Origin of the sequence: Lysinibacillus piscis (assembly GCF_026012395.1) — a bacterium.
GTDB lineage: Bacteria > Bacillota > Bacilli > Bacillales_A > Planococcaceae > Lysinibacillus > Lysinibacillus piscis.
The window spans coordinates 66,928-91,223 of the sequence record NZ_BRZA01000002.1 but is presented as its reverse complement, the minus strand read 5'-3'; the positions used below and the strand labels follow the sequence as shown (position 1 = coordinate 91,223).

The window sequence follows — 24,296 nt, the reverse complement described above, 5'->3', positions numbered from 1 at the left end:
AAAATTCAATCGTAATGTCTCAATATTTTCATTTTTCCAAAAACAATATGTATATTTTACAAAAATAAACGTATTTTCGCATGAATTCCGTTATAATATGTGTATTAAATACAGGTGGTGTCACTTCACTATGGAACATACAAAAACTTTTTTTTCTATCACAAAGGACACAACACATGGAACGGTTTATGTAGAAGGACCTGTTCCTCCTGAAACGCTAGCTACCTACTCCTTTCATGAAGATTTAGTTGCTTTCAGACCGCCAACACAGCAGCATAAGGCAATTGTTGAAATTGCAGGCTTGCCAGAAGGTCGCATCATTATTATGCGCAACGACAAGATTATCGTAGGCTATGTCACTTACTTATATCCTGACCCACTTGAACGTTGGGCAGAGGACCCAATCGAAAATATGATTGAATTAGGTGCTATTGAGGTGGCTCCTGCTTACCGTGGAACAGGAGCTGGCAAAGCGCTATTAGCTGTCTCCTTTATGGATGATAAAATGGAAGATTATCTTGTCATTACAACAGAATATTATTGGCATTGGGATTTAAAAGGGACTGGTTTAAGTGTTTGGGATTATCGAAAAGTGATGGAAAAAATGATGAGCTCTGTTGGCTTTGAATACTTTGCAACAGATGATCCTGAAATCACTTCACATCCAGCTAATTGCTTAATGGCTCGTGAAGGCAAACATGTATCCGCTGACACAATGGAAAGATTCGATCAACTACGCTTTAGAAATCGTTTTATGTATTAATGACTACAAAGGGGATACGTCAATGATTGTTGAAGAGATTATGAATACGGAGCCGTACACATTGGCTCCTCACAATACTGTACGAGAGGCATTAAAATTAATGCGTGACAAAAAGGTACGTCACGTACCTGTTGTCAACGAAGAATTACATGTTGTGGGCGTTATTACAGAACGAGATATCAAGGAAGCACTACCATCTTCATTACAGGATGAACCACCAAATACAGCAATCCTTCAAGAGCAAATCGCCAACATTATGATTAAAAATCCATTGCTTGGACACCCTCTTGATTTCGTTGAAGAGGTGGCACTGACATTTTATGAGTCCAAAATAGGCTGTCTGCCAATTGTTTCTGGTGGTCAATTAGTTGGTATCGTGACAACGACGGATTTACTCTACACCTATATCGAATTGACGGGTGCAACTGAACCAGGCTCAAAAATTGAAATTCGTGTGACTGATACGCCAGGTGTTTTATTTGAGGTCACTAAAATTTTCCACGAACATCATATGAATGTACAAAGTGTTCTTGTGTATCCTGATGCAGAAAATGCGCAAAACAAAATTTTAAGTATCCGAGTGAAAACATTGAATCCATTAGCTATGATTGAAGATTTACGTCAACAGGGCTTTGATGTCTTATGGCCTAATTTACCAGGTGTGTCATCGTCATGAAAAAGGCTGCCTTTATCTATTCACCAGAGCAACTCGGATATAAATTTTCAGATACACACCCATTCAATCATAAGCGGTTAACCTTAACAATGGATTTACTAAAAAATATCAATGCTCTGCATGATATAGATATTGTGCCTGCACGTGTGGCAACAGATGAAGAACTATTACTTGCACATGATGCGAAGTATATTGAGGTTGTTAAAAAAGCAGGCCATGGTGAGTTATCGGCTGCACAATGCGAAAGCTACGGTATTGGAACTGAGGATACACCTGTTTTTGACAATATGCATGAGGCAAGCGCACAGCTTGTCGGTGGTACATTAACAGCTGTTGACTATGTAATGGAAGGTAAAGCAGAACATGCACTCAATCTAGGGGGCGGATTACATCATGGTTTTCGTGGACGTGCATCAGGCTTTTGCATTTACAATGATAGTACAGTCGCTATCCGCTATTTACAGGAAAAATACAATGCCCGTGTGCTCTATATCGATACAGATGCCCATCATGGTGATGGTGTACAATGGAGCTTTTATGAAGATCCTGATGTTTGTACATTATCCATTCATGAAACTGGCCGCTATCTGTTCCCTGGTACAGGTAATATTACAGAGCGTGGCAATGGTCAAGGCTATGGCACTTCCTTTAATTTTCCATTGGATGCCTTTACTGAGGATGAAAGCTTCCTCGCAATTTATGAGGCAGCCGTCCGAGAAGTGTTTGAATTTTTCAAGCCTGATGTTGTCTTAACACAAAATGGAGCAGATGCCCACTACTTTGATCCATTAACACATTTATATGGAACAATGAATATTTATCGAGAAATACCAAAGCTAGTCCATCAATTAGCCCATGAGTATTGTGATGGTAAATGGATTGCAGTTGGTGGTGGTGGCTATGATATTTGGAGAGTAGTACCACGGGCATGGTCGATGCTTTGGCTTGAAATGACAGACCAACCTATGCCATCAGGTGCACTTCCTAAAGCATGGTTAGAGCGCTGGCAACCCGAAGCACCTGTACCATTTATTCCAACATGGGAAGACCCAACCCCATTGTACGAACCAATTCCTCGTAAAGCTGAAATCGAGGAAAAAAATGCCCAAATGCTTATAAAAGCGCTACATATCATTCGTAATGAAAAAAGATAATGTGACGGACTCTTCATCAATCAAGGTTTGACAAAATAAAAGGTTGCTGAGAAAGTAAAATTTTCTCAGCAACCTTTTTAAGATATGTTCCCTTTGACGGATTGTCGATATTCAATTCGATGAGGTAGAATAACTGTTTCATCTTCTACTACTTCTTTATTCATCAACTTTGTTAATAAACGCATCGCTACCGCCCCTATATCATATAAAGGTAATGCTACACTTGTTAATTGTGGACGTACCATACGTGCTAATTTTGAATTTTCAAAGCTAATGACTTCAATATCCTCTGGTACAGTTTTCCCCATATCTTGTGCCCCATGAATAATACCAATCGCTAATTCATCACTACCTGCAAAATAAGCAGTCGGTGGTTGCTCTAATGCAGATAATATTTCCCAAGCCTCTAAGCCCATATCATAGCTCGATTCTTCCGCTACAATTAACGATTCATCTATTGATAAACCAGCATCTTGCAATGCTTTTTTATATGCCTCTAACTTAAATTTTCCATTAATCGTATAAGCAAGTGGACCTGTGACAAAGCCAATGCGTTGATGACCATTGTTAATCAATAATGTCACCGCTTCATAAGCTGCTTGGAAATAATCAATGTTCACATTCGCAATTGTTTGAGATTCGTCTACCGAGCCTGCTAAGACAATTGGGACAGGTGATTGGTCCATCGTTTGCTGCATTTTTTCCGTCACTTCATCACTCATCATGACAATACCATCTACTTGCTTACCTAACATTGTATTGAGCAGCTCTAGCTCTTTATCTTCATGTTGATCAGAGTTGGATAAAATAATGTTGTAGTGATACATTGTAGCGATATCTTCAACACCTCTTGCTAGCTCTGCATAGACATTGTTCGCAATATCAGGGATAATCACGCCAACTGTTGTTGTTTTTTTACTTGCTAACCCTCTTGCTACTGCATTGGGACGATATTCTAATCGTTCAATTACTTCTAATACTTTTTTACGTGTCGCTGGTTTTACATTTTGGTTGCCATTCACTACACGTGAAACCGTTGCCATTGAAACGTTCGCTTCTCTTGCCACATCATAAATTGTAACAGTCATAAACATGCCTCCCTTACTTTCTTTTGTTGCTTTCGTCAGAAAAAACATCTGCTGAATCAAGATAAAAACATATGTAGCCTTATCATACGACAGTTTTCATATGCTTTTCAACTATAGAAATCCATTCTACCATATTCCTCTAAAAAAACCGCCTGCTTACTACGCAGACGGCTTCATCCCTATCATTAATGATTTTTCATAAATGTTTGAATCTCTTTATAGAACGCATCAAATGTTGGGATATCCATTTGTTGTTGTGAATCAGAAAGTGCTACAGATGGATCTGGATGTACTTCTGCCATTACACCGTCTGCTCCAATCGCAATCGCTGCTTTTGCGCATGGTAATAGTAAATCACGACGACCTGTTGAATGCGTTACATCGACAAACACTGGTAAATGCGTTTCTTGTTTTAAAATTGGTACAGCTGAAATATCTAATGTATTACGTGTTGCTTTTTCATAAGTACGAATACCACGTTCACAAAGAATGATATTTTCATTGCCTTTTGACATAATATATTCTGCTGCATGGATAAACTCATCGATTGTTGCTGCTAGTCCACGTTTTAACAATACTGGTTTATTCACTGCACCCGCAGCCTTTAATAATTCAAAGTTCTGCATATTACGTGCACCAATTTGAATAACATCGATATAATCCAATGCTTCCTCTAAATGACTCGGTGTCACAATTTCAGTAATAACAGCTAAACCATACTCTTCAGAAACACGCTTTAAAATTTTCAAGCCTTCTAAACCAAGACCCTGGAAGTCATATGGAGAGGTACGTGGCTTGTATGCACCACCACGAATTAATTTTTCACCTTTTGCTTGAATTGATGCTGCTACTGCTGCTACTTGTTCATAAGATTCAACTGCACAAGGTCCAAATACAAAAGATGGTTTTCCTTGACCAATTAGTTCGCCATTAATATTAATGACAGTATCTTCTGATTTTTTCTTACGTGATACAAGTAGTTCCTTTTTCGTATCTGCTTCAAGCTGTTTTAAAGCTGTCTTGAAAATTTGCTTAAAGATATAATCAACCGTCATTTGGTTTAACGGACCTTTGTTATGTTCCTTAATTAAATCTAGCATATGGCGCTCACGTAATGGATCATAACGGTGTACACCTTGCTTTTCTTTTAACTTTCCAATCTCATCAACTACAGCTGCACGTTCATTAATTAATCGAAGAATTTCTAAGTTTAATTCATCAATTTGGCTACGCAAGCTTTCTAAATCTTTTTGGCTCATCTTTTTCTTGCTCCTCTCATCATGACAAACACTTTCAGAACTCTGAAATGTATGTTACATTTTTAGATAATAGCATTATTATAATCAAAGTTATATAAATTGTCACGCATTTTTAATTTAGCGCTTCAACTCGCTAAATTAAATTGAGCTATACCAAGGAAGGAAGCGATTACATTGTCTTCAAAATTATTTGCACTTGATATTGGCACACGTTCTGTGGTCGGTATCATTTTAACGGAAGAAAATAACCATTTCCATGTTGAAGATATTATTGTAAAAGAGCATAAAGAACGTGCAATGGTCGATGGTCAAATACATAATGTCATGTATGTGGCAGAATTAATCAACGAAATTAAACAAGAACTTGAGGAAAAGCATGGCCCTTTAACAAAAGTAAGTGTAGCTGCGGCTGGACGCTCATTAAAAACAGAGCAAGCTAGCGTTACCATCAATATACGCAACCGCCCTATATTTACGGAAGAGGATATTAGCCGTTTAGAGCTTCAAGCTGTTCAGCAAGCACAACAACAGCTTCTTCAACAAAAAGAGGATGCTAAAATTAGTCATTATTATTGTGTAGGTTACTCTGTTTTGTACTATCGTCTAGATGGTGAAGAAATTGGTAGCTTGCTTGATCAACAGGGAGACGAAGCACAAATCGAGGTTATTGCCACATTCCTTCCACGTGTGGTTGTTGAATCACTGATCGCTGCATTAAAACGTGCTGATTTAGAAATGGAGGCACTCACATTAGAACCTATTGCTGCCATCAATGTACTCATCCCACCTACAATGCGTCGCCTTAACGTAGCATTAGTTGATATCGGTGCAGGCACTTCTGATATTGCGATTACAGATAAGAGCACAGTTGTTGCCTATGGTATGGTGCCAACTGCTGGAGATGAAATTACAGAGGCGTTGAGTGACCACTATTTGCTTGATTTTCCGGTAGCAGAAACAGTAAAGCGTCAGCTTCAAACCGCAGAGGAAATCGTCATCCAAGACATTCTTGGCTTCGACCAAACATATCCACAAGCAGAAGTACTACAAGTAATTAACCCTGCTGTGAAACAACTAGCTCATGCAATTGGACAAGAGATTTTACGTTTGAACAACCATGTTGCGCCAAAAGCAGTCATGCTTGTTGGTGGTGGTAGTTTAACGCCAAACTTAGCTGAAGAACTGAGCGAAATTCTTCAACTACCAACAAACCGCATTGCCGTTAGAGGCATTGATGCCATTCAAAATTTAACAAGAGATGCACAAATTCCAGCGTCACCTGAACTTGTAACGCCAATTGGTATTGCAATCGCCGCGCGAAAAATGCCTATCCAATATATGAGCTTAACTGTCAATAATCAAGTTGTACGTCTCTTTGAATTAAAAGAAATGACGGTAGCAGATGCTTTTTTAGCAGCAAATATTCGAGCAAAGCAATTGTATGGTAAACCTGGACATGGCTTATCGATTAGTGTTAATGGACAAGATATTTTCATTCCTGGCGGACACGGATTACCTGCTGAAATTTTGGTGAACGGACAGGCAGCTTCAACAAAGACGTTCATTCAAACAGGCGATACAATTCAATTAGTGGAAGGACGTGATGGACAGCCTGCTACAGCTACTGTGCGTGATATTGCCGATAGTGTCGTTGTGAAAACCATTACGATTCAACAGCAAGCCTACCAAATTGAGCCACAAATTTTAGTAAACGGGACTAAAGCGACACTCGATACACAGTTACAAGACCGTGATACTGTGACATTTACAGTAGCTGAAACAATAGCTGAAGTATTGAGTATCACGAAAAATAACCATACAGTGACGCAGCCTTCACCATACGCTATTAAAATTGATGGACAGCCACTTTACTTACCTGAGTTCTCTGCGCAATTATTGCTCAATGGCAAGCCTGCAAAAATGACTTATGCAGTCAAAGATGGTGACAACATCACACTAGAACAGCCTGTGCTTCCTACTGTACAACGTATCGCTGACCAAATGAATGTATTGTTAGAAGATAAAATCGTTATTCATTTTCAGCATGAGCTTTTAGAGTTAAAGAAAATCGCACATGAAGCATTACTAAATGGTGTTGCTGTTTCACCACTGGTTACTGTACCGAACGGGGCAACAATTGCTTTTCAAGAAAAGGATCAAAGTCGTTGGATTTATCAAGATGTTTTTCGCTTCTCCAATTGGCAACTGCCAACAGCCTTTAAAGGGCAATTTACCATTTTACGCAACGGTCAGCCAGCCAGCTTTGATACAGAAATTTTCGGTGGTGACCAACTAGAAATTCTTCTACAAGAAAATAATGCATAAAGTGAGCCTTCAATCAGGTGTTTACAACCTGTTAATACGAGATAAAAAAAGCCGATTCGGAATGTGTCCGAATCGGCTTCATTTCTCTGCCCTTATGCCCGTGTTTCTTCTGTTGTTTCTGCATTTACTACGTCAACCTGTTCCTCTTCTGTAGGAACAAATTCTTCTAATGGTTCTTCTCCTTCAAAGGAAACTGTGCCATCGTCAAAAACAGTTGGTGCTTTTGCTGTTTTAATTGTCTTTACTTTTTCAACTAATTGTGTGGACTGCTCTTGAATTTGTTTAGATAATTGTAATGTTTTATCTTTCGCTGTTGTAGAGAATCCTGCACTACGGTCTTTTAAATGGACAGCTTGTACGGCTACATCGCTACGTAAGTCCTTCCCTGACTTTGGCGCTAGTAATAAACCAGCTGCTGCCCCTACAATTCCGCCAACCAATGCACCAATAACAAAGTCTTTCATATTCACTCGCTCCTCTTCATAAATCACTGTTTGTGGATAATAAAGTTGTGGTAGTGAGCTTTCTAATTGTTGCTCTTTTCCTTCAGCTGTGTTGACCTTTGTTGACATACATGAATTCCTCCCTTTTTTCAAGCTATCATTATGTTAAAGGAGCATGAAAACAATGTACTCCTTTCCACATGCCATTACTTTTTGCGTCCCCATTTTCTAGTTGTCTTCTTTGGTTCCGTAGATGTAACCGTGTAAATATTTTCTGGCTCCACCACTTTGCGCTGCTTCCATTTATCTGCAACACCCATGACTACATTACTCCATTGTACGACTTGCGCAATTTTTTCTTCATTTTCTTCTACACTTTTCGTAATAGAAGATGTAATGTTATTAACAGATGCATTTAAGCCACTTACTGAATCCCCAATGCCTTTGACTGCATAAACAACTGAATTCAATTGCTCTGATTTATGTTGAATATCTTCTGCTAAACCATTTGTTTTCGTTAGCAAAGAAGTTGTCTCGCGTGTAATGCCTTCCATCTGTTTTTCAATACCTGATAATGTACTTGCCACATTTTTCATAATCGGCTTCAATGATAACAATGTCATGCTAACGCTTACACACAATACTAAAAATCCAACTGCTGCAATAATTGCTGCAATATATAAAATCATTTCCATCTGTTAATCCTCCTAAATGTATCATTCTCTTTAGTAGTACTTCCCATATTTTCGACAAAAGAAACAAAATTCCTGCTATGTAATAGGCGAAGGTGTCTGGTAGCCCCTACACCCTCGCACAAGTAATTATTTTTTTAATACATCCTCGAAGGCTTTTTGGAATTTATTGACGTCTCCAGCACCCATAAATAAGAACACAGCACCTTCATGCTTTGTGAGGACATCAATACCTTCTGGTGTAATAACGGCACTGCCCTCGATTAACGTTGCTAAATCCTCAATGGATAAAGCTCCCTGTGATTCTCGTGCTGAACCAAAAATATCACATAAATAGGCTGCATCAGCAAGACTTAAACTATCCGCAAAGTCTTGTAAAAAAGCTTGTGTACGTGTAAATGTATGTGGTTGGAAAACAGCTACTAATTCACGATCAGGATATTTTTGACGTGCGGCTTGCACAGTTGCACAAATTTCTGTTGGATGGTGTGCATAATCATCGATCAACACATTATTACCAATCATCGTTTCTGTAAAACGTCTTTTCACACCTTGATACGTGTTTAAACGCTCTTGTACAAGCTGTGGTGGAATTTCTTCATATTCACATAATGTAATCACAGCTAGGGCATTTAATACCGCATGATCTCCATATGATGGGATGAAGAACCTATTGTAAAATTCATTGCGCACAAAGACATCAAAATTTGTACCCTCTGTTGTTTTTTCCACATTGCGTGCCTCAAAGTCATTGTCTTCACCAAAGCCATAGTATACAACAGGTACATTAGCTTGAATCCGTTGTAAATACTCATCATCACCACAAGCAATAATTGCTTTTTTCACTTGTAATGCCAACGATTGAAATGCTGCATATACATCCTCGATATTCGCAAAATAGTCTGGATGGTCAAAATCGATATTTGTCATAATCGCATAATCAGGATTGTATGCTAAAAAATGACGGCGATATTCACATGCCTCCATCACAAAATAGTTTGCATCTTCATGCCCTGCACCAGTACCATCACCAATTAAATAAGATGTTGGTTTATAGCCTGCGACAACATGTGCCATTAAACCTGTTGTCGAAGTTTTACCATGTGCTCCTGTAATGGCAATCGATATATATTGTCCGATATATTCGCCTAAAAATTTATGGTAACGAATGACTTCTATACCCATTTCTTTAGCACGCACTAATTCTGGATGCTCATCAGGAAAAGCATTCCCTGCGATGACAATCATATTCGGTTTAATATTGTCTACATCAAATGGCAAAATCGTAATATTACGTTCACGCAATGGTTGTTCTGTGAAAAAATATTTCTCAATATCTGAGCCCTGCACCTGCTCGCCAGCATCAAATAAAATTTGTGCAAGTGAACTCATACCAGAGCCTTTAATGCCTGTAAAATGAAAAACTGTCATGAATTAACCCCCCGGGAAATAGACTATCCCATCTATCAAATCTGTTGCATTTTATGTTGTAAATCTATACTGCCCAATACATCTTATCTATTATAGCATATCGTATAACTTTTCTAAAAAACTAATTTTGTCACAAAATCAAATGTTTTATTCAAACATGGTCATTAAATCATCTTCCGTAATATAGCTTTCTCTTGGCTTGCTGCCTCTTGCTTCAGAGACAAAGCCATGTGATTCTAGCATATCAATTAGACGTGCTGCACGATTGTAGCCAATATGATATTTACGTTGAATTAATGACGTAGAGGCTCCACCTTGCTCATAAACAAAGCGACAAACATCCTCAAATAAATCATCTTGCTCTGATGAGACCTCTGTCTTTTTCAATAATTCCTCTTGATCGAATATATAATCTGGCTCCCCCTGCTCACGCACATGGTCAATAATCGCTTCAATTTCCTCATCTGTGACAAATGTTCCCTGTAAACGCACAGGTGCTGACATACCATTACCTAAATACAGCATATCGCCACGTCCAAGTAAACGCTCTGCTCCTTGCCCATCTAAAATCGTTCGTGAATCAATTTGTGAAGACACAGCAAAAGCAATACGTGTCGGGATATTGGATTTGATTAACCCTGTAATAACGTCAACGGATGGTCGTTGTGTAGCAACAATTAAATGAATACCACAAGCACGTGCCTTTTGTGCAATACGACAAATCGCTTCCTCCACATCGGCTGGTGACATCATCATTAAATCTGCCAATTCATCAATGACAATCAAAATATAGGGCAATTTTAAACTATGCTCATTATTTTTGTCTGCTAAAGCATTATAACGAGTAATATCACGTGCTCCTGCATGTGCAAAAAGCTGATAACGACGCTCCATTTCCTCTACAGCCCATTTCAAAGCCGCCGTTGCCGCTTTCACATCTGTAATCACTGGACTGACTAAATGCGGAATATGATTAAACGGCGCAAGTTCTACCATTTTCGGGTCAATAAGCATCAACTTCAATTCATGTGGTGCAGCCTTATATAGTAAGCTGACTAAAATTGAGTTAATACATACAGATTTCCCTGAGCCTGTTGCGCCCGCAATTAAACCATGTGGCATTTTTCGTAAGTCAAGCGTAACAGGCTTCCCTGTTAAATCAAGCCCCAATGCAGCTTCTAATGGTGAGTCAGATTGCAAGAACGACTCACTATTTGTCACTTCTGATAAGCGTACCGCTCGTGACACACGATTAGGAATCTCAATCCCAATAGAGCTTTTACCTGGGATTGGTGCTTGAATACGAATATCCTTCGCCGCTAAAGCTAATTTCAAATCATCTGCTAAATTACGAATTTTACTAACCTTTGTCCCTTGGCTTACTGTGATTTCAAATTGTGTCACAGCAGGTCCCTGCATAATCGATTCAATTTGTGCCTGGACTTGGAAATGAGACAATGCCTCTATCAACGTATCGCCTTGTTGCTCCATCCACTCTGTATCCTGCGTTTTTTGCTCAGGTGGTTCTAAAAATTCTTCCAATGGCTTTTGATAGACTTTTACTGGTTTCGTTGATTTTACTGGTGGGGGTGTCATGACCAGCCCCGCTTCCTCAGTTACCTCACTATCAGAGATTTCCCCATCTATTAGCTCTATTTGTTCCAATGTCGTACTTGCTATTTCCTGTGAAGAATACGCTACAACTGGTTCTTCAGTAATAAGCGTCTCTTCCTCCTCCAATTGTAGGCTGATTGGCTCTTCTGAAAGCTGTATAGGTTCTTCTACACTAACAGATTGTGTTTCTTTTAATTGTTGCTTCATAGCCCATTTCGCTTTATCTGTTTTCAACATTAAAACATTAAAAGGTACACGACTTGTAATTTGCTGTTCTGTGCCTTGCTTCTCCTCATTTGTCTCTGTTGATTGTAAAACAGTCACTTCGCCAATATGAATGGTTGAATTTTCGATTTGGACATTTTCAACAACCATTTCTTTTAGATGAATTTCCGATTCCTTCACGATCTGCTCTTTTTGCTGGACTTGCTCTTGAACCGTCATCGTTGTTGGCTGTACTATCGGTAATTCCTGTACATACTCCTCCTGAGGCATTGGGGTTTCCTCAATGATTGGCAATGTTGGGTACGGCTTTTCCACCAATGTTTCCATTGTTTTTTCTTGTAGTATATTTTCACTGTCCTCATTTGTTGCTTCTTCTATAGGCTCTACTTCTTGTTTGCGTTTATCTTCTAGCAATTGCTCAATTGGACGAGGCTTCGCAAAACCATAGACAGGTGACGGCACATCCGTTGGCACAAAGCGTTTGCGATTAGTAGGTAAACTACTTTTTACTGGCTTTTCTTCATAAATCGGCTGTTCCTTACTAACAGACTGTTCAACTTGTGCATCACGAAATACAAGGCTCGCTTTAGAACGCGGTGGCTCTTGTGTTGTTTGACTACGTGTTACAGTTGTACGCCCTGTACGTTTAGCTCGATTCGCTAGTAGCTCACGAATGCCCGATACTTCGACATCATAAATACTAGCATCCACCACTTGATGGTTTAAATGCTTTGGTAAGGACAAGTCCTCTATTGGCTCATAGTACACATCTTCCATCTGATTGAATGCCTCTTTTGTTTGCTGTTGTGTAAACATCGCTTGTTCATCTTCAATCAATGGAAAACGAAACTTTTTTTGTGTCGTTGTAGCAGAAGGCGTTTCTATCTCATCATAGGATTCTTCATAGTCCATATAAAATTCTTCATCATCTTTATTAAAAAATTTATCAATTTGTTTTTTAAACCAACTCATGTTACTTCACTCATTTCTCATACACTTCATGTTAGCTAAATAGCGAGAGGCTATCTCTAAAAGCATACCATAAAAACGTATCAGAAACTTCTATTTAGCGATGGATTCGCAACAAAAAATCGCCACACTATCAACGAATTGATAGACATGACGATTTTCAAATTAGCGACTTGGTGTTTCAAATGGACTACCCACTACGGCATCCTCTGCTAGCACTAAAATACCTTTTTCAGATGGCGCATTCGGAATCTCCAATTCGCGTGCCGAGCATAACATACCGAAAGAATCGACACCACGTAAGTTTCCAGCCTTAATCAGCATTCCAGAAGGCATAACAGCACCAATTTTCGCTACTACAACTTTTTGCCCAGCCTCAACATTTGGTGCACCACAAACAATTTGTAATGTTTCTTCACCAACATTGACTGTACAAACGCTTAATTTATCCGCATTTGGATGTTTCTCTTTTGTTTCTACATAGCCCACAACGAATTTTGGGGAGAAGTCTACATCAAGGCTAATCACAGCACCATTTTTTGCAATCGCCGCTTCCACTTGTGCCACTAGCTCTGGTGTCATTTCAACTAAACCTTGTACATCTGTTTGCACATAGCTACTCGCATTAAATAAGTTAAACGCTTTGATTTCACCTGTTTGTGCTTCTTTTAAAATAGCAATGTCTCCTACACGCTCTACCTCTGTTTTGACGATTGGCTCTGTTGCTAATTGTACAAGTAAAACATCGCCTACATGTGCTTTATTGTAAAATACATTCATTTCTTTTCTTGCTCCTTTTTCACTCTGTTTTTGGCTAGAATAAAGATTGGCTCTAGCTCACCATCTTCATAAACAAATGATAATGACGTAATCGGTACCATACCCACTGTAAAGAAATGCATCGTCATCTGTGCTAATACATCATACCCTGTTTCATTTCGAATATCACCTATAATTAAAACGTCCTGATGCGGCACAGATACCGTCATATCCCCTTCAATTTTTTGAGACATCGCCTTCAAAAAGCTGTCGTTTAAAATACGACTTGCATCATAGCCATCATTGACATTAACGAAATAAAAAATATTGCCTGCTACCTCATCCTGCTTCGTTGTAGTCGGTAGCTGCTTCACAGAAAAACGAGCCATTTCACGGATTTGTTCCACTGTTAATTGTAATGCCTCTAACATGGATTCATCAATAAAACGATAGGTTTTTCCTAAATCAAGCGCATAAAAAATACGTGTTTCGGCTGTATGCTCTGTTGTAATGAAGGCATGTCCTTCTTTGGAGATACGTGGATAGGATGTCGCACGAATCACAGGGAAAATTTGTGTTGTTGCTTGAAATCCCTGCTCTTGCTCTCTTTCCATTGCTTGAAATGTTTGTTCAATTGTATAAACGACCTCTTGAATCGCCGCTTCTTGTTTATCATTATATTTCGCTACAATCCCTGGCAATGATAGCTCCATGCCCTTACCAATTTTTTTATGATTCAAGCGTAATTTATCATGCTTTTTATCAAAAGCAAAATCAAATATGTCCTCTGTTAATTGTTGTTTTAACAAAGCAACAAGCTGCTCAGATTTTATTTGTTTCATCCATTAACACATCCTTTCGTCCTATTGAAGATGAACAGAATGAACAATTTTCGCCATCTCTAGCAAGTTATCCTCTACATGCTTAGTTGGAGAAATGGTTGTCATTTTAATACCACCACTGCTGACAATTAATTCAAACTCATCTTCTTTAGCTGTTTTGACAATGGCAATAAAGCTAAATGTGTCCTCATTTTCATATGTTTGCTCTTTCACAATTGTTTTTGTACTATCTTCTTTCAATAACTGATAATACAATTGACTATCCTCTTTTTCACGATCATTAATAAAAAGAATATAATCTTCTCCACCTTTTGTAATGATCATATTGTATTCATCTGAACTATCTTCTACTTTAAAATTAGCAGGTAAATATAATTGGATATTGCCAATCGTGTTTGTTGATTTTGCTGGTTTTTCAGTCAATGTCGTTTCTATTGGCTGAAGCCCATCTTGAAATTGCTCCTCAACCGATTGTGTGCAGGCTGAGAGGATGATTAGTAAAATGAGTAAACTACAAGATTTTAACCATTTATACATGATGTTTTTTCCCTTTCTGTGCAACTGTGTAGAAATATTGACCAATAAGCAATTTAACAATATGTTCAAACATTTGCTGACGATTTATTAGCCCATGTGTAAAAATACCTATTGCTCCTTCATTTTGACGAATATCTTGACGCTGTGTATAGTCGTTCATCACAGGTCCTAATTCCTTACCATTCCGTATTTCCTGGGCAATTTCCTCTGGTAGTAAAATTTGCGCCCCTGCTGCTGTAAAAACATCCCCATCTGCTGTAACAAGAGCTCCCCAATTACAAACGTACATAGCCCCTTCTATTTCTGTGATGCCACCCTCTAAGCCGAATGCTAATTGTACATCCACTGCCTGCAATGTATTTTTTGCACGATGAATAGCGCCTAGTCGTGTCTCTTCATGTGTCATCGGTTGATTTGCTACTTGTGAAGCCGCCTTTACATATGTGTAGCTAGGTTGTTCCAAATAGTCATTGGCTACTGTCTCAACCGCAGCAATTTTTGCTTTATTTGTTGTACCAATTGCGATTTTCATCATTCCATACCTCTTTTCACATAGAAAAAGATGCCTTTTTAACAGGCATCTTCCCATTTATTTTATACATTAGCGTGAATCGTCTCTAATGTCGAGCGATTTGCTTGTTTCACTAATTCTACAATGAGTGCTTTCGCAGCAGCATAGTCATCAATATGAATAATCGAAGCTGCTGTATGAATATAGCGTGAGCAAATACCGACTACAGCACTTGGTACGCCATCATTCGCCGTATGCACACGTCCTGCATCTGTGCCACCTTGTGATACGAAATATTGATATGGAATATTATTTGTTTCTGCTGTATCTAAAATAAATTCACGCATACCACGATGTGTGACCATTGAGCGATCTAAAATACGCAGTAATGTTCCTTGACCAAGCTGTCCAAATTGATTTTTATCTCCTGATGTATCATTTGCTGGTGATGCATCTAAGGCGAAAAATAAATCAGGCTGAATCATATTAGCAGATACTTTTGCGCCACGTAGCCCAACTTCCTCCATAACATTTGCACCTGAATAAAGATGTGCAGCTAATTTTTCATGCTGTACTTCTTTCATTAGCTCAATCGCCAATCCACAGCCATAGCGATTGTCCCACGCTTTTGCCATAATTTTTTTCGAATTTGCCATTGGTGTAAACGGACATACTGGAATAATCGATTGACCAGGACGTACACCTATTGCGATAGCATCTTCCTTACTATCTGCCCCAACATCAATCAGCATATTATTGATTTCCATTGGCTTTGCACGCTCTGCATCTGTCAATAAATGCGGTGGAATAGAAGCAATCACACCTGGAATAGCGCCATTTTTCGTATATACATCAACACGTTGTGCAAGCATGACCTGATTCCACCAACCACCAAGTGGCTGAAAGCGAAGCATACCGTTATCTGTAATTGATGTCACCATAAAGGCTACTTCATCCATATGCCCTGCTACTAAAATTTTAGGCGCATCTTCTGCTTCACTATGCTTCACACCAAAAATACCACCTAAATTATCTTGAATCACTTCATCTGAATATTTTGCAAGTTCTGTACGCATAAAAGCACGTACTGCATGTTCATTACCTGGAGCACCTGGTAGCTCTGTTAACGTTTTAAATAATTGTAATGTCTCTTGATTCAAGTTGTCTCTCTCCTCTTACAGTGAAATATACTCATCTTCATTGTAGCACAAATTATTTCTTAAATCGAAATATTCGTAAAGTCTTAATGTATGCAGATGCATTTTTTTCCCATCCTATGTTAAAATGAAACTATCGAAAAAGGAGGAAAATAATATGAAATTACGTGATTTTTTAATCGGTGTTGCCACTGGCTTAGCTACAGCAGTCATTATTAAAGAAGCAAGCGCAAAAGTTTCCCCATATGCCCCAGCAGGACAAGTACTTGAAAATATAAAAAAAGAATTTAAAAAAGAAGCGCCGATTGATGGCTCTTGGATTTATATGAAAACAGAGGATTTTTCAAATGGTATTATCACAACACCTGTTTATCGTGGCGGTATTTCCCGTATGCACGAAGGGGAGATGCAAACATTTGAATTTGCGGCAGATGCTCGTTCGGGTGTGGTTGTAGAATTAGTGGAAGTATAGGACGTACGAAAAAAGGAGCGACTGATAAAATCGCTCCTTTTGTTATTCAGATAAACCTTTATTATTAAAGTATTTCTTATATTTTCGGTAATAATTTAAGTTATTTAATGTGAGCTTCACCCAACGTTTGGCATTCATATCCTCATTAAAGTAAAGGGAGTTTGTATAGTTACCTTCACGAATTAATTTTTGTGCCTCTAATTTCAATTTTTCATTGGATGCATATTTAAATAACACACCTTTTGGAATAATCATCCACAAATGCTTATTTTCCACATATGTTGTTTCTTGTTCAATATTCAACATATGGTCATCCGCTACATATTTCATTAAATTATGCCCACTAGCCGTTACATAATAGCTAGAACGCCCATTGCGCAAATTGATTTCAAACAGCTTATATTGTTTATCACGAATATCGTATTTCATATCAAAATTCGCAAAGCCTGTATAGCCAATATCCTCTAAGAAGAAACGTACACGATCCATTAATTCCTTATCATACGTTGTAACGATCGCTGCATAACTACCAATGCCCTCTGGAGAATGCTCCTCTAGAATCGGATTCCCTAGACACATTAGCTTCACTTTGCCATCCTTACCAACATACGCATTTAATACACGCATATAAGAATCATCGCCAGGAATAAACTCTTGAATAATCATTGTATCCTGATAAGTGGAGCTGTAAATCGCCTTTAAAATGGCTGTTTTTTCGGCTTCATCATGTGCCACAAATACTTTTTTCTTCCCTGGGAACTTACATGCCCAATATTCTACAGAGTTTGATGCCTTTAAAATAATAGGATAGGCAAATGGTGGTGTGAAATTTTCATAGTTGTCAGCCGTTACTGTTGTTGTACCTGGGTATTTAAAATGATATTGATCACACATTTTATAAAAGTTTTCTTTTAATAAAATTTCGTCCATTAATGACTCATCAATATAAGGTACTGTAAAATATTCCTGTAATGCGGGCTTGTTTTTAATAATCAGCTTTGCATAATCATCTCCACAAGCTAATAGCAGTAGTTTTTGATTGCTATATTTTTTTGCCACCTCAATCATCGCAGGCACAAAGACCTCTTGCTCATTCAAACGGTCAATCTCTTGGAAATCTAAAATATGACTATCCTGTGTAGCTGTTAAATGGGAGCGTCCTAATACAATTGGTCTAATGCCATATGCCTCGTAAAATGAACGTGCCATACCATAAGCATTCATATCTGATCCTAATAATATTGGTAAAAATGGTTGTGCTGTTGCCATATTTATTCAACTCTCTTTTATAATATAGTATTTTTTTAGTGTAACATACTTTACATAGAAAAACGTGTGAACACCGTTGAAGGTTTCACACGTTTTTTCATTTAAAAAGTAATCGTCGCCTTTTTACTGCGCTCTAGCTTGTCCACAATATTTTTACCTGTTTCATCCCATTTAATCATACGGTAATAGGCATCATGGTAAAAAATAAAGCGATAGCCATTCGTCAAAGCCTCTTTCATTAAACGCTCCTTAGCAAAAACACTTGTCATTGGATAATCGTCATAAGCTAGTACCCATAATGGATTTTGATGAGCATGTGTTGGCATAATATCTGCCATATGAATCAACACTTCCTCATTTTGTGTTAACTTAATAATGGCATGTCCCTCACTGTGACCACCTGTATGAATCATTGTCACACCAGAAGCTACCTCCAATGTACCGACATATGTTTCGACTAAGTGCTGTATAGGCTCCCAATTTTCCTTCCAATACGTGTTTTTTGAACGAATATTCGGGTTACGCATTTCATCCCATTCAAGCTGTGTTACATAAATTTTGGCATTTGGGAATGTTGGTACCAATACATCCCCCTCCCACATCGTCAAACCACCTGCATGGTCAAAATGTAAATGTGTCATGAGTACAGCATCAATATCCGTCGCCTTTAAACCAAGCTCCTGTAAGCTCTCAATGATTGCAGACTCCTCTGTGACACCAAAATTACGCAATTGCTTATCACTTAATTTCCGAAACCCCACACCTGTATCAATCAAATAATTTTTCCCTGCATATTGAATTAGCATAGGCTCTGTCGGTAATTCGATTTGATTGTTGTCATTGACAGGATATTTTCGTGACCAAAGTGGCTTTGGCACAACGCCAAACATTGCACCCCCATCAAGGCAAGTGACACCCCCGTTTAACCATGTGATTGTCATGTCGTGAAACTGTAATTTATCCATCCCAGCATCCCCTTACTTTGTTAAAACTTTGACTCTAAACGATAAATCGGCTGTCCCTTCGCTGAAAACTTTTGCTCATATTCAGTCATAACATTGTCTTCAGGCATATTGACATGTAAATCGAGTGATACATCCTTTAAAAGCATGCCATATGCAGACATACTCATCAATGAATATTCAAACAAGCCGCGATTATCTGTTTTAAAATGAATTTCCCCATTGTCGACTAAAATCGATTCATATAATTTCAAAAAGCCTTCATGTGTTAAACGGCGCTTCGCATGACGTGTTTTTGGCCATGGATCAGAGAAATTCAAATAGACACGATCGACATCGTTTTTTGTAAAATATTTCTCTAAATCCGCTCCATTGACCTTCAGCAAACGTAAATTACTAGGTGAGTCTGCCTCTAAAACCTTCTCCAATGCACAAACAATCACACTATCATACAGCTCAATGCCAATATAATTAATTTCTGGATTTTGCAAGGCCATCCCTGTGACAAATTGCCCTTTCCCAGTTCCTACCTCGATATGTAGTGGCTGATGATTGCCAAAAACAGCTTGCCAATTGCCTTTAAATTGTTCTGGATTTGGTACAATCACCTCTGGATGGCTACTAATCATTTCCTCTGCCCAAGGCTTATTTCTTAATCTCACTATGTTTCCTCATTTCTTCATATACTAAGTCTACTCTAGTATAGCAAATTCATTTCACAAGGGCATTTTAATGATTTGCAATGCTTGCTCTTGAATAGCGCAAGGCATTGCTGTTTCTTGCTCTACTATACCAGCATAATTCCCATCCACATGGCTATCGATATGTTTTGCATGTACAACAATATCAAAATGTGCTCCTTGTAAAAGCGTAAATTCCTTAAATTTTGTATGCCAGCCAAAAAATACTGTTGCAAACACGAACAATAATTTCCATGGTGAAATATCATGTACAATGGCGATTTCAACCTGCCCATCAGTTGGCTTAGATATTGGTGAAATATTCATGCCTCCACCAAAATAAGGCTGATTGCACATCGTGACAAGCCATGTACGCTGAAATGTCCATCGCTCATTATTCCCATAAATCGTTACAGGAAAGCTTTTAAAATGAAATAATGCGTTGATAACAGCAGCAGCGTAGGAGAGCTTTCCTAATCCTACCTTATTCAAATAGCCCTTCAATCGAGAGCCATTAATGTTTTTCGTCACAAATGCATCAAAGCCAATCCCTGCATTATTGACAAATATTTGAGGCTGCTCGGCTAAATTAACCGTCCCAATATCAATAAAGGTACTTAGCCTCTCTCTTTCTATATAAGTGTTGATTTGTGATGCCTGCTGGAATGTTGGAAAAGTGCGTGCAAAATCATTGCCAGAGCCAGCAGGTACAACGCCAATGACAACATACGGATTATGTATCACACCACTTACTACCTCATGGATTGTGCCATCTCCACCAACAACCACAATGAGTAATTTTTCTTTGGCTTCCTGTCCCCAGCGCTGTGCAATCTCTTGCCCATGTCCAATATATTGTGTATAGACAAGCTCATATGCTACTTGTAGTTCTCGCTGTAGACGATGCCAAACTTTCTTCCCTTTGCCGTTTCCAGCCATTTCATTGACGATAAACAATAACTTCATTCGTTATTCCTCTGCTGATGGAGACCATATATCTCGATTGAATGAAGTCGTTTGCACAGTATTTAAAATGGTTTGTGCTGCACGAATTTGCATATGCTTCATCGGGGAGGATACTTTTTTTAATTGCTCCAACCACTCTCCATAATTTCGGCGGTCGACAAGCTGTGTGCCAAACAAAGAGCCAGGATAATCAAAATAACCATTACGTGTTAAAATCACCTTGCGAATCGGCATACTCACGCCATCTTGTGCAAGAAGCTGCTTAATGACTGATTCCATACGATTTAAATTGATCAAGGGGTTTAATATTTTGGAATCCTTTGTCCCTACTTTTTTCATCCAAAATCGCTCACTTCCGCCTACATAAACAGCCTGATTTTCTCCATCTAACACTGTAATACAAATACATTCTGTTGGTGACATAAGAACAACATCCAACTCAATCGGTGCTTTTTTAATTTTTAAAATAGGGTAATAAAATAACAAATAATTATCAGGCAATTTTTGCAATAAATCACGTAATAGGCCATCACGCATAAACCGTGGGTCGACATAGGATTTTTCACGCAACGTAGAGCTTGCCCATTTCATTTGAAAATGAAAAAACTGATCGATAAACATTTGTTTTAATTCATAAATCGATTGTGGTGCATAAACGATTTTTGGTTCAAATGTTAAGGTAGACTCTTCCTCTGGAATACTATCTTCATCACTGACTAACTCATTGCTAATTTCTACTTGCTCCACATCTTCTGTTTCTTCCTTCGACCGACCAACAAATATTTTTTTCAATAAAGAAAATCGATTTTTCTCTTCGATGAGCTCGTTATCTGAATCATTCGTTGGTTGTTGCCATTCTGTAATTTCTTCGCCAGCTTCCCACTGTCGTCTTACACGCTCCCATTGATTCTTTTTCAAGCGTACAAACTGTGTAGGATAGCGCGCTAAATCAATTTGATAACGTGAAATATAATCTTGTAATTTCACTAATTGTGCCATCCATATGTCACTCCATTCTTACTAGCCCTCTATCATTCTCTTATTTTACATGACATAGTATTAGAAAACACCATAAAAAGAGAACTATCCCACTAAAAAATAGGATAGTTCTCTCAAGTTCCTTATTATTTAGCTAACGGTAGCTTTGCTTCGAACGCTTGTTGTAACTTGCGTGTCCATTCACCAGGTACGCCTTGACCAATGACATGTCCATCCACGTCAATGACAGGTGTAACCTCTGAAGAAACTGAGGATACAATTACCTCATCCATAGTAAGTACATCCGCTTTTGTCATAGCTTCTTCCACAACAGGTAAGCCAATTTCTGCCGCACATGTTAAGATAACTTGGCGAGTAATACCATTCAAAATAAAGTTATCTGCTGGATGTGTGTAAAGCGTACCATCCTTAATGCCATAAACATTAGCAGATGAACATTCTGTGACAATATCTCCTCGGTGTAAAATAGCCTCGTAGCAACCTTTTTCAGACGCTTCCTGTTTTGCCAACACAGCGCCAAGTAAATTTAACGATTTAATGTCACAACGTAGCCAGCGAATATCTTCTACAAATGTAGCTTTAACACCTTTTTCAAAATTGGCGATAGGTCGTTCACTTACTTTGACATTACCAGTTAACACAGCAGGTACAGATGCATCAGGAAATACATGGTTACGAGAGATTGCTCCACGTGTAATTTGGAAATACACATGCCCATTGTCCAAATTATTTTTTTCCACTAGCTCATGTAATAATTTGTGTAAAACGTCCTTTGTATAAGGAATAACAAGACGAATTTTTTCGGCACTGGCGTAGAAACGATCAATATGTTCTTGTGCTGTAAACATATTCCCGTTGTATACCTTTACGACTTCGTAAATACCGTCACCAAATTGATAGCCTCGATCTTCTGGTGATACTACAATAGATTCTTCTTCAACGATTTGATCATTCCATAATGAATACGCCATGTCCTCTTCATCCTTTTTGTTTCTAGATTATTTTTTGCCTGCAAGTTCTACAATCGCCTCAGCATAGATAGCTGTCGCTGTTACTAAATTGTCAATGACAACAAACTCATCTGCTCGATGCGCAACATCTGGCTCTCCTGGGAACAACATACCGAAAGCAACACCTTTTTTCATCACACGTGCATATGTGCCACCACCTGTTGAAAGTAGCGGTGTTTCATAATCACCTGTTTGGCGTCGATAAATAGCAGCTAACGTTTGAATCAAGTCATCATCTGCACTCACATAATGAGGCTTTGAATCATCACGAATCGTTAAGGCAAACCCTTTTGACAATGCAATCGGTTGTGCCGTCGCTATTTTTTCATCATATGGATATGTGACAGCGTAACGCATGCTGACAATAATGCTACCGCCTTTTTCTACATCATAATTCACAATTCCTGGATTCAAGGTTGTTTTGCCTGACATATCATCCTCAAATTGTAGTGCTAATGCGTGACCATAATGATCTTGGTGGAAAACATCTACAACAAAATCAACAAATTGCTTGCTGACTGCTGTTGTCACCTGCTGTTGTAAAAATGCAGCAAGATAAACAGCCGCATTGACACCCTTTTCAGGTTCCATCGCATGCGCTGATTTACCTTTGATAGTTATTATATAGCGAGTCCCCTCTGTTGCAAAAGAGCCTTCTAGCTGATTTTTTTGTAAAAATATTTGAAAATTCTGTTCAAACGCATCGTCCAGCAATTGAAGCGTTGCCTTCGCTACATCTGGCACCATATTTGGACGTTTCCCTGCATAAAATTGTAGTAATTGCTCTGTCTGTTCATCGCCTGTTTGTTGTTGCACAAATTCAAGCTCAGCAATTCCTTTTTCAGCATTAATCAATGGGAAATCAGCATCTGGTGCAAAGCCAATTGTCGGCATTTCTTCTTTTTCAAAATAATGGTCTACACAGCGGAAGCCTGTTTCTTCGTCTGTACCAATAATCATTCGTACTCTTTTGTGAAGTGAAATACCTGCTTCTTTCACCAGCTTCATTGCCATCCAAGCAGCAATTGTTGGTCCTTTATCATCAATCGCACCACGAGCATATAATTTACCATCTGCTACTGTGCCACTGAATGGAGGGTATGTCCAATTGCTTTCATCGCCCGTCGGTACAACATCGACATGACATAAAATGCCAAGCAAATCTTCACCTTCACCCATTTCAATATGACCAGCATAGTTATCTACATTTTTGGTTTGCATACCAGCCGCTTCACCTTGTGCTAATAACCATTCTAACGCTTGCAATGGTCCATCTCCAAATGGCACATTTTGTGTTGCTGTTTCTTCATCCAGTACACTATTAATTTGCACAAGTGCCTGTAAATTTTGTATTAATTCCTCTTGTTTTGCTTTTGCAGCTTGTAACCAATCCATCTTATCATCCTTCCAACTGTCATAACATTATTTTACTGCTTCTAGACTAAATAACAACCATTTCACGCTCTCCATATAATAAACATATGACTTTCGTA

The 24,296-nt window shown here is 38.5% G+C and carries 23 protein-coding genes; 5 read left to right on the top strand and 18 right to left on the bottom strand.

What is annotated here, in order from left to right; genetic code table 11:
• Positions 1-130 precede the first annotated feature (130 nt).
• The 3 genes from OPF91_RS06765 to OPF91_RS06755 are packed head-to-tail and all read left to right on the top strand — an operon-like array spanning position 131 to position 2,593.
• On the top strand, positions 131-763 hold the full coding sequence (locus tag OPF91_RS06765) for a GNAT family N-acetyltransferase (protein ID WP_264987972.1): 633 nt from the start codon (positions 131-133) through the stop codon (positions 761-763).
• A 22-nt stretch (positions 764-785) separates the two neighbouring features.
• On the top strand, positions 786-1,439 hold the full coding sequence (locus OPF91_RS06760; protein ID WP_264987971.1) for an acetoin utilization AcuB family protein: 654 nt from the start codon (positions 786-788) through the stop codon (positions 1,437-1,439).
• Positions 1,436-2,593, top strand: a complete 1,158-nt coding sequence (locus OPF91_RS06755) for an acetoin utilization protein AcuC (RefSeq protein ID WP_264987970.1) — start codon at positions 1,436-1,438, stop codon at positions 2,591-2,593. The genes OPF91_RS06760 and OPF91_RS06755 overlap by 4 nt, the downstream gene beginning before the upstream one ends.
• 77 nt (positions 2,594-2,670) lie before the next feature.
• On the opposite strand, the gene ccpA is transcribed toward OPF91_RS06755, so the two are convergent.
• Both ccpA and OPF91_RS06745 read right to left on the bottom strand, forming a co-directional pair.
• Positions 2,671-3,681 (bottom strand): catabolite control protein A, encoded by a 1,011-nt coding sequence (gene ccpA / locus OPF91_RS06750; protein WP_264987969.1) that lies wholly within the window; start codon positions 3,679-3,681, stop codon positions 2,671-2,673.
• A gap of 185 nt (positions 3,682-3,866) precedes the next feature.
• Complete coding sequence (locus tag OPF91_RS06745; RefSeq protein WP_264987968.1) at positions 3,867-4,940, bottom strand: bifunctional 3-deoxy-7-phosphoheptulonate synthase/chorismate mutase; 1,074 nt, start codon at positions 4,938-4,940, stop codon at positions 3,867-3,869.
• A 174-nt stretch (positions 4,941-5,114) separates the two neighbouring features.
• On the opposite strand from OPF91_RS06745, the gene OPF91_RS06740 reads away from it, so the two are divergent.
• On the top strand, positions 5,115-7,265 hold the full coding sequence (locus tag OPF91_RS06740; protein WP_264987967.1) for a cell division protein FtsA: 2,151 nt from the start codon (positions 5,115-5,117) through the stop codon (positions 7,263-7,265).
• Between the two features lie 92 nt (positions 7,266-7,357).
• On the opposite strand, the gene OPF91_RS06735 is transcribed toward OPF91_RS06740, so the two are convergent.
• The 9 genes from OPF91_RS06735 to OPF91_RS06695 all read right to left on the bottom strand — a co-directional run bounded on the left by OPF91_RS06735 (position 7,358) and on the right by OPF91_RS06695 (position 16,448).
• Positions 7,358-7,837, bottom strand: coding sequence for a YtxH domain-containing protein (locus OPF91_RS06735; protein ID WP_264987966.1), 480 nt, complete (start codon positions 7,835-7,837; stop codon positions 7,358-7,360).
• Positions 7,838-7,914: 77 nt separating this feature from the next.
• A complete protein-coding gene (locus OPF91_RS06730; RefSeq protein ID WP_264987965.1) occupies positions 7,915-8,403 on the bottom strand; it encodes a DUF948 domain-containing protein in 489 nt (162 codons plus the stop codon).
• Between the two features lie 126 nt (positions 8,404-8,529).
• The gene (murC, locus tag OPF91_RS06725; RefSeq protein WP_264987964.1) at positions 8,530-9,831 is read right to left on the bottom strand and encodes a UDP-N-acetylmuramate--L-alanine ligase; all 1,302 of its coding nucleotides are present in this window, start codon (positions 9,829-9,831) and stop codon (positions 8,530-8,532) included.
• 147 nt (positions 9,832-9,978) lie between these two features.
• Entirely contained in the window at positions 9,979-12,642 is a 2,664-nt protein-coding gene (locus OPF91_RS06720) for a DNA translocase FtsK (RefSeq protein WP_264987963.1), read from the bottom strand.
• A gap of 162 nt (positions 12,643-12,804) precedes the next feature.
• Positions 12,805-13,419, bottom strand: coding sequence for a YtpR family tRNA-binding protein (gene ytpR / locus OPF91_RS06715; protein WP_264987962.1), 615 nt, complete (start codon positions 13,417-13,419; stop codon positions 12,805-12,807).
• The gene (locus OPF91_RS06710; RefSeq protein ID WP_264987961.1) at positions 13,416-14,240 is read right to left on the bottom strand and encodes a DUF1444 domain-containing protein; all 825 of its coding nucleotides are present in this window, start codon (positions 14,238-14,240) and stop codon (positions 13,416-13,418) included. The genes ytpR and OPF91_RS06710 overlap by 4 nt, the downstream gene beginning before the upstream one ends.
• A 21-nt stretch (positions 14,241-14,261) precedes the next feature.
• Complete coding sequence (locus OPF91_RS06705) at positions 14,262-14,777, bottom strand: hypothetical protein (protein WP_264987960.1); 516 nt, start codon at positions 14,775-14,777, stop codon at positions 14,262-14,264.
• Positions 14,770-15,309, bottom strand: coding sequence for a DUF84 family protein (locus OPF91_RS06700; protein ID WP_264989123.1), 540 nt, complete (start codon positions 15,307-15,309; stop codon positions 14,770-14,772). Before OPF91_RS06700 ends, OPF91_RS06705 begins: the two co-directional genes overlap by 8 nt.
• A 62-nt stretch (positions 15,310-15,371) precedes the next feature.
• Positions 15,372-16,448, bottom strand: coding sequence for a M42 family metallopeptidase (locus OPF91_RS06695; protein WP_264987959.1), 1,077 nt, complete (start codon positions 16,446-16,448; stop codon positions 15,372-15,374).
• A gap of 154 nt (positions 16,449-16,602) precedes the next feature.
• On the opposite strand from OPF91_RS06695, the gene OPF91_RS06690 reads away from it, so the two are divergent.
• Complete coding sequence (locus tag OPF91_RS06690) at positions 16,603-16,917, top strand: hypothetical protein (RefSeq protein WP_264987958.1); 315 nt, start codon at positions 16,603-16,605, stop codon at positions 16,915-16,917.
• Between the two features lie 42 nt (positions 16,918-16,959).
• Here the strand turns inward: OPF91_RS06690 and OPF91_RS06685 are convergent, their stop codons facing one another.
• The 7 genes from OPF91_RS06685 to pepV all read right to left on the bottom strand — a co-directional run bounded on the left by OPF91_RS06685 (position 16,960) and on the right by pepV (position 24,198).
• Positions 16,960-18,186, bottom strand: coding sequence for a carboxylate--amine ligase (locus OPF91_RS06685; RefSeq protein WP_264987957.1), 1,227 nt, complete (start codon positions 18,184-18,186; stop codon positions 16,960-16,962).
• A 101-nt stretch (positions 18,187-18,287) separates the two neighbouring features.
• Positions 18,288-19,151 (bottom strand): YtnP family quorum-quenching lactonase, encoded by an 864-nt coding sequence (locus OPF91_RS06680; protein ID WP_264987956.1) that lies wholly within the window; start codon positions 19,149-19,151, stop codon positions 18,288-18,290.
• Between the two features lie 20 nt (positions 19,152-19,171).
• Entirely contained in the window at positions 19,172-19,810 is a 639-nt protein-coding gene (trmB, locus tag OPF91_RS06675; RefSeq protein WP_264987955.1) for a tRNA (guanosine(46)-N7)-methyltransferase TrmB, read from the bottom strand.
• A 54-nt stretch (positions 19,811-19,864) separates the two neighbouring features.
• On the bottom strand, positions 19,865-20,794 hold the full coding sequence (locus OPF91_RS06670) for a diacylglycerol/lipid kinase family protein (protein ID WP_264987954.1): 930 nt from the start codon (positions 20,792-20,794) through the stop codon (positions 19,865-19,867).
• A gap of 3 nt (positions 20,795-20,797) precedes the next feature.
• Entirely contained in the window at positions 20,798-21,793 is a 996-nt protein-coding gene (locus OPF91_RS06665; RefSeq protein ID WP_264987953.1) for a nuclease-related domain-containing protein, read from the bottom strand.
• Between the two features lie 125 nt (positions 21,794-21,918).
• Positions 21,919-22,764 carry a D-amino-acid transaminase gene (gene dat, locus OPF91_RS06660; RefSeq protein WP_264987952.1) on the bottom strand — a complete coding sequence of 282 codons (846 nt, stop codon included), beginning with the start codon at positions 22,762-22,764 and terminating at the stop codon, positions 21,919-21,921.
• A gap of 27 nt (positions 22,765-22,791) precedes the next feature.
• A complete protein-coding gene (gene pepV / locus OPF91_RS06655; protein WP_264987950.1) occupies positions 22,792-24,198 on the bottom strand; it encodes a dipeptidase PepV in 1,407 nt (468 codons plus the stop codon).
• Positions 24,199-24,296 lie beyond the last annotated feature (98 nt).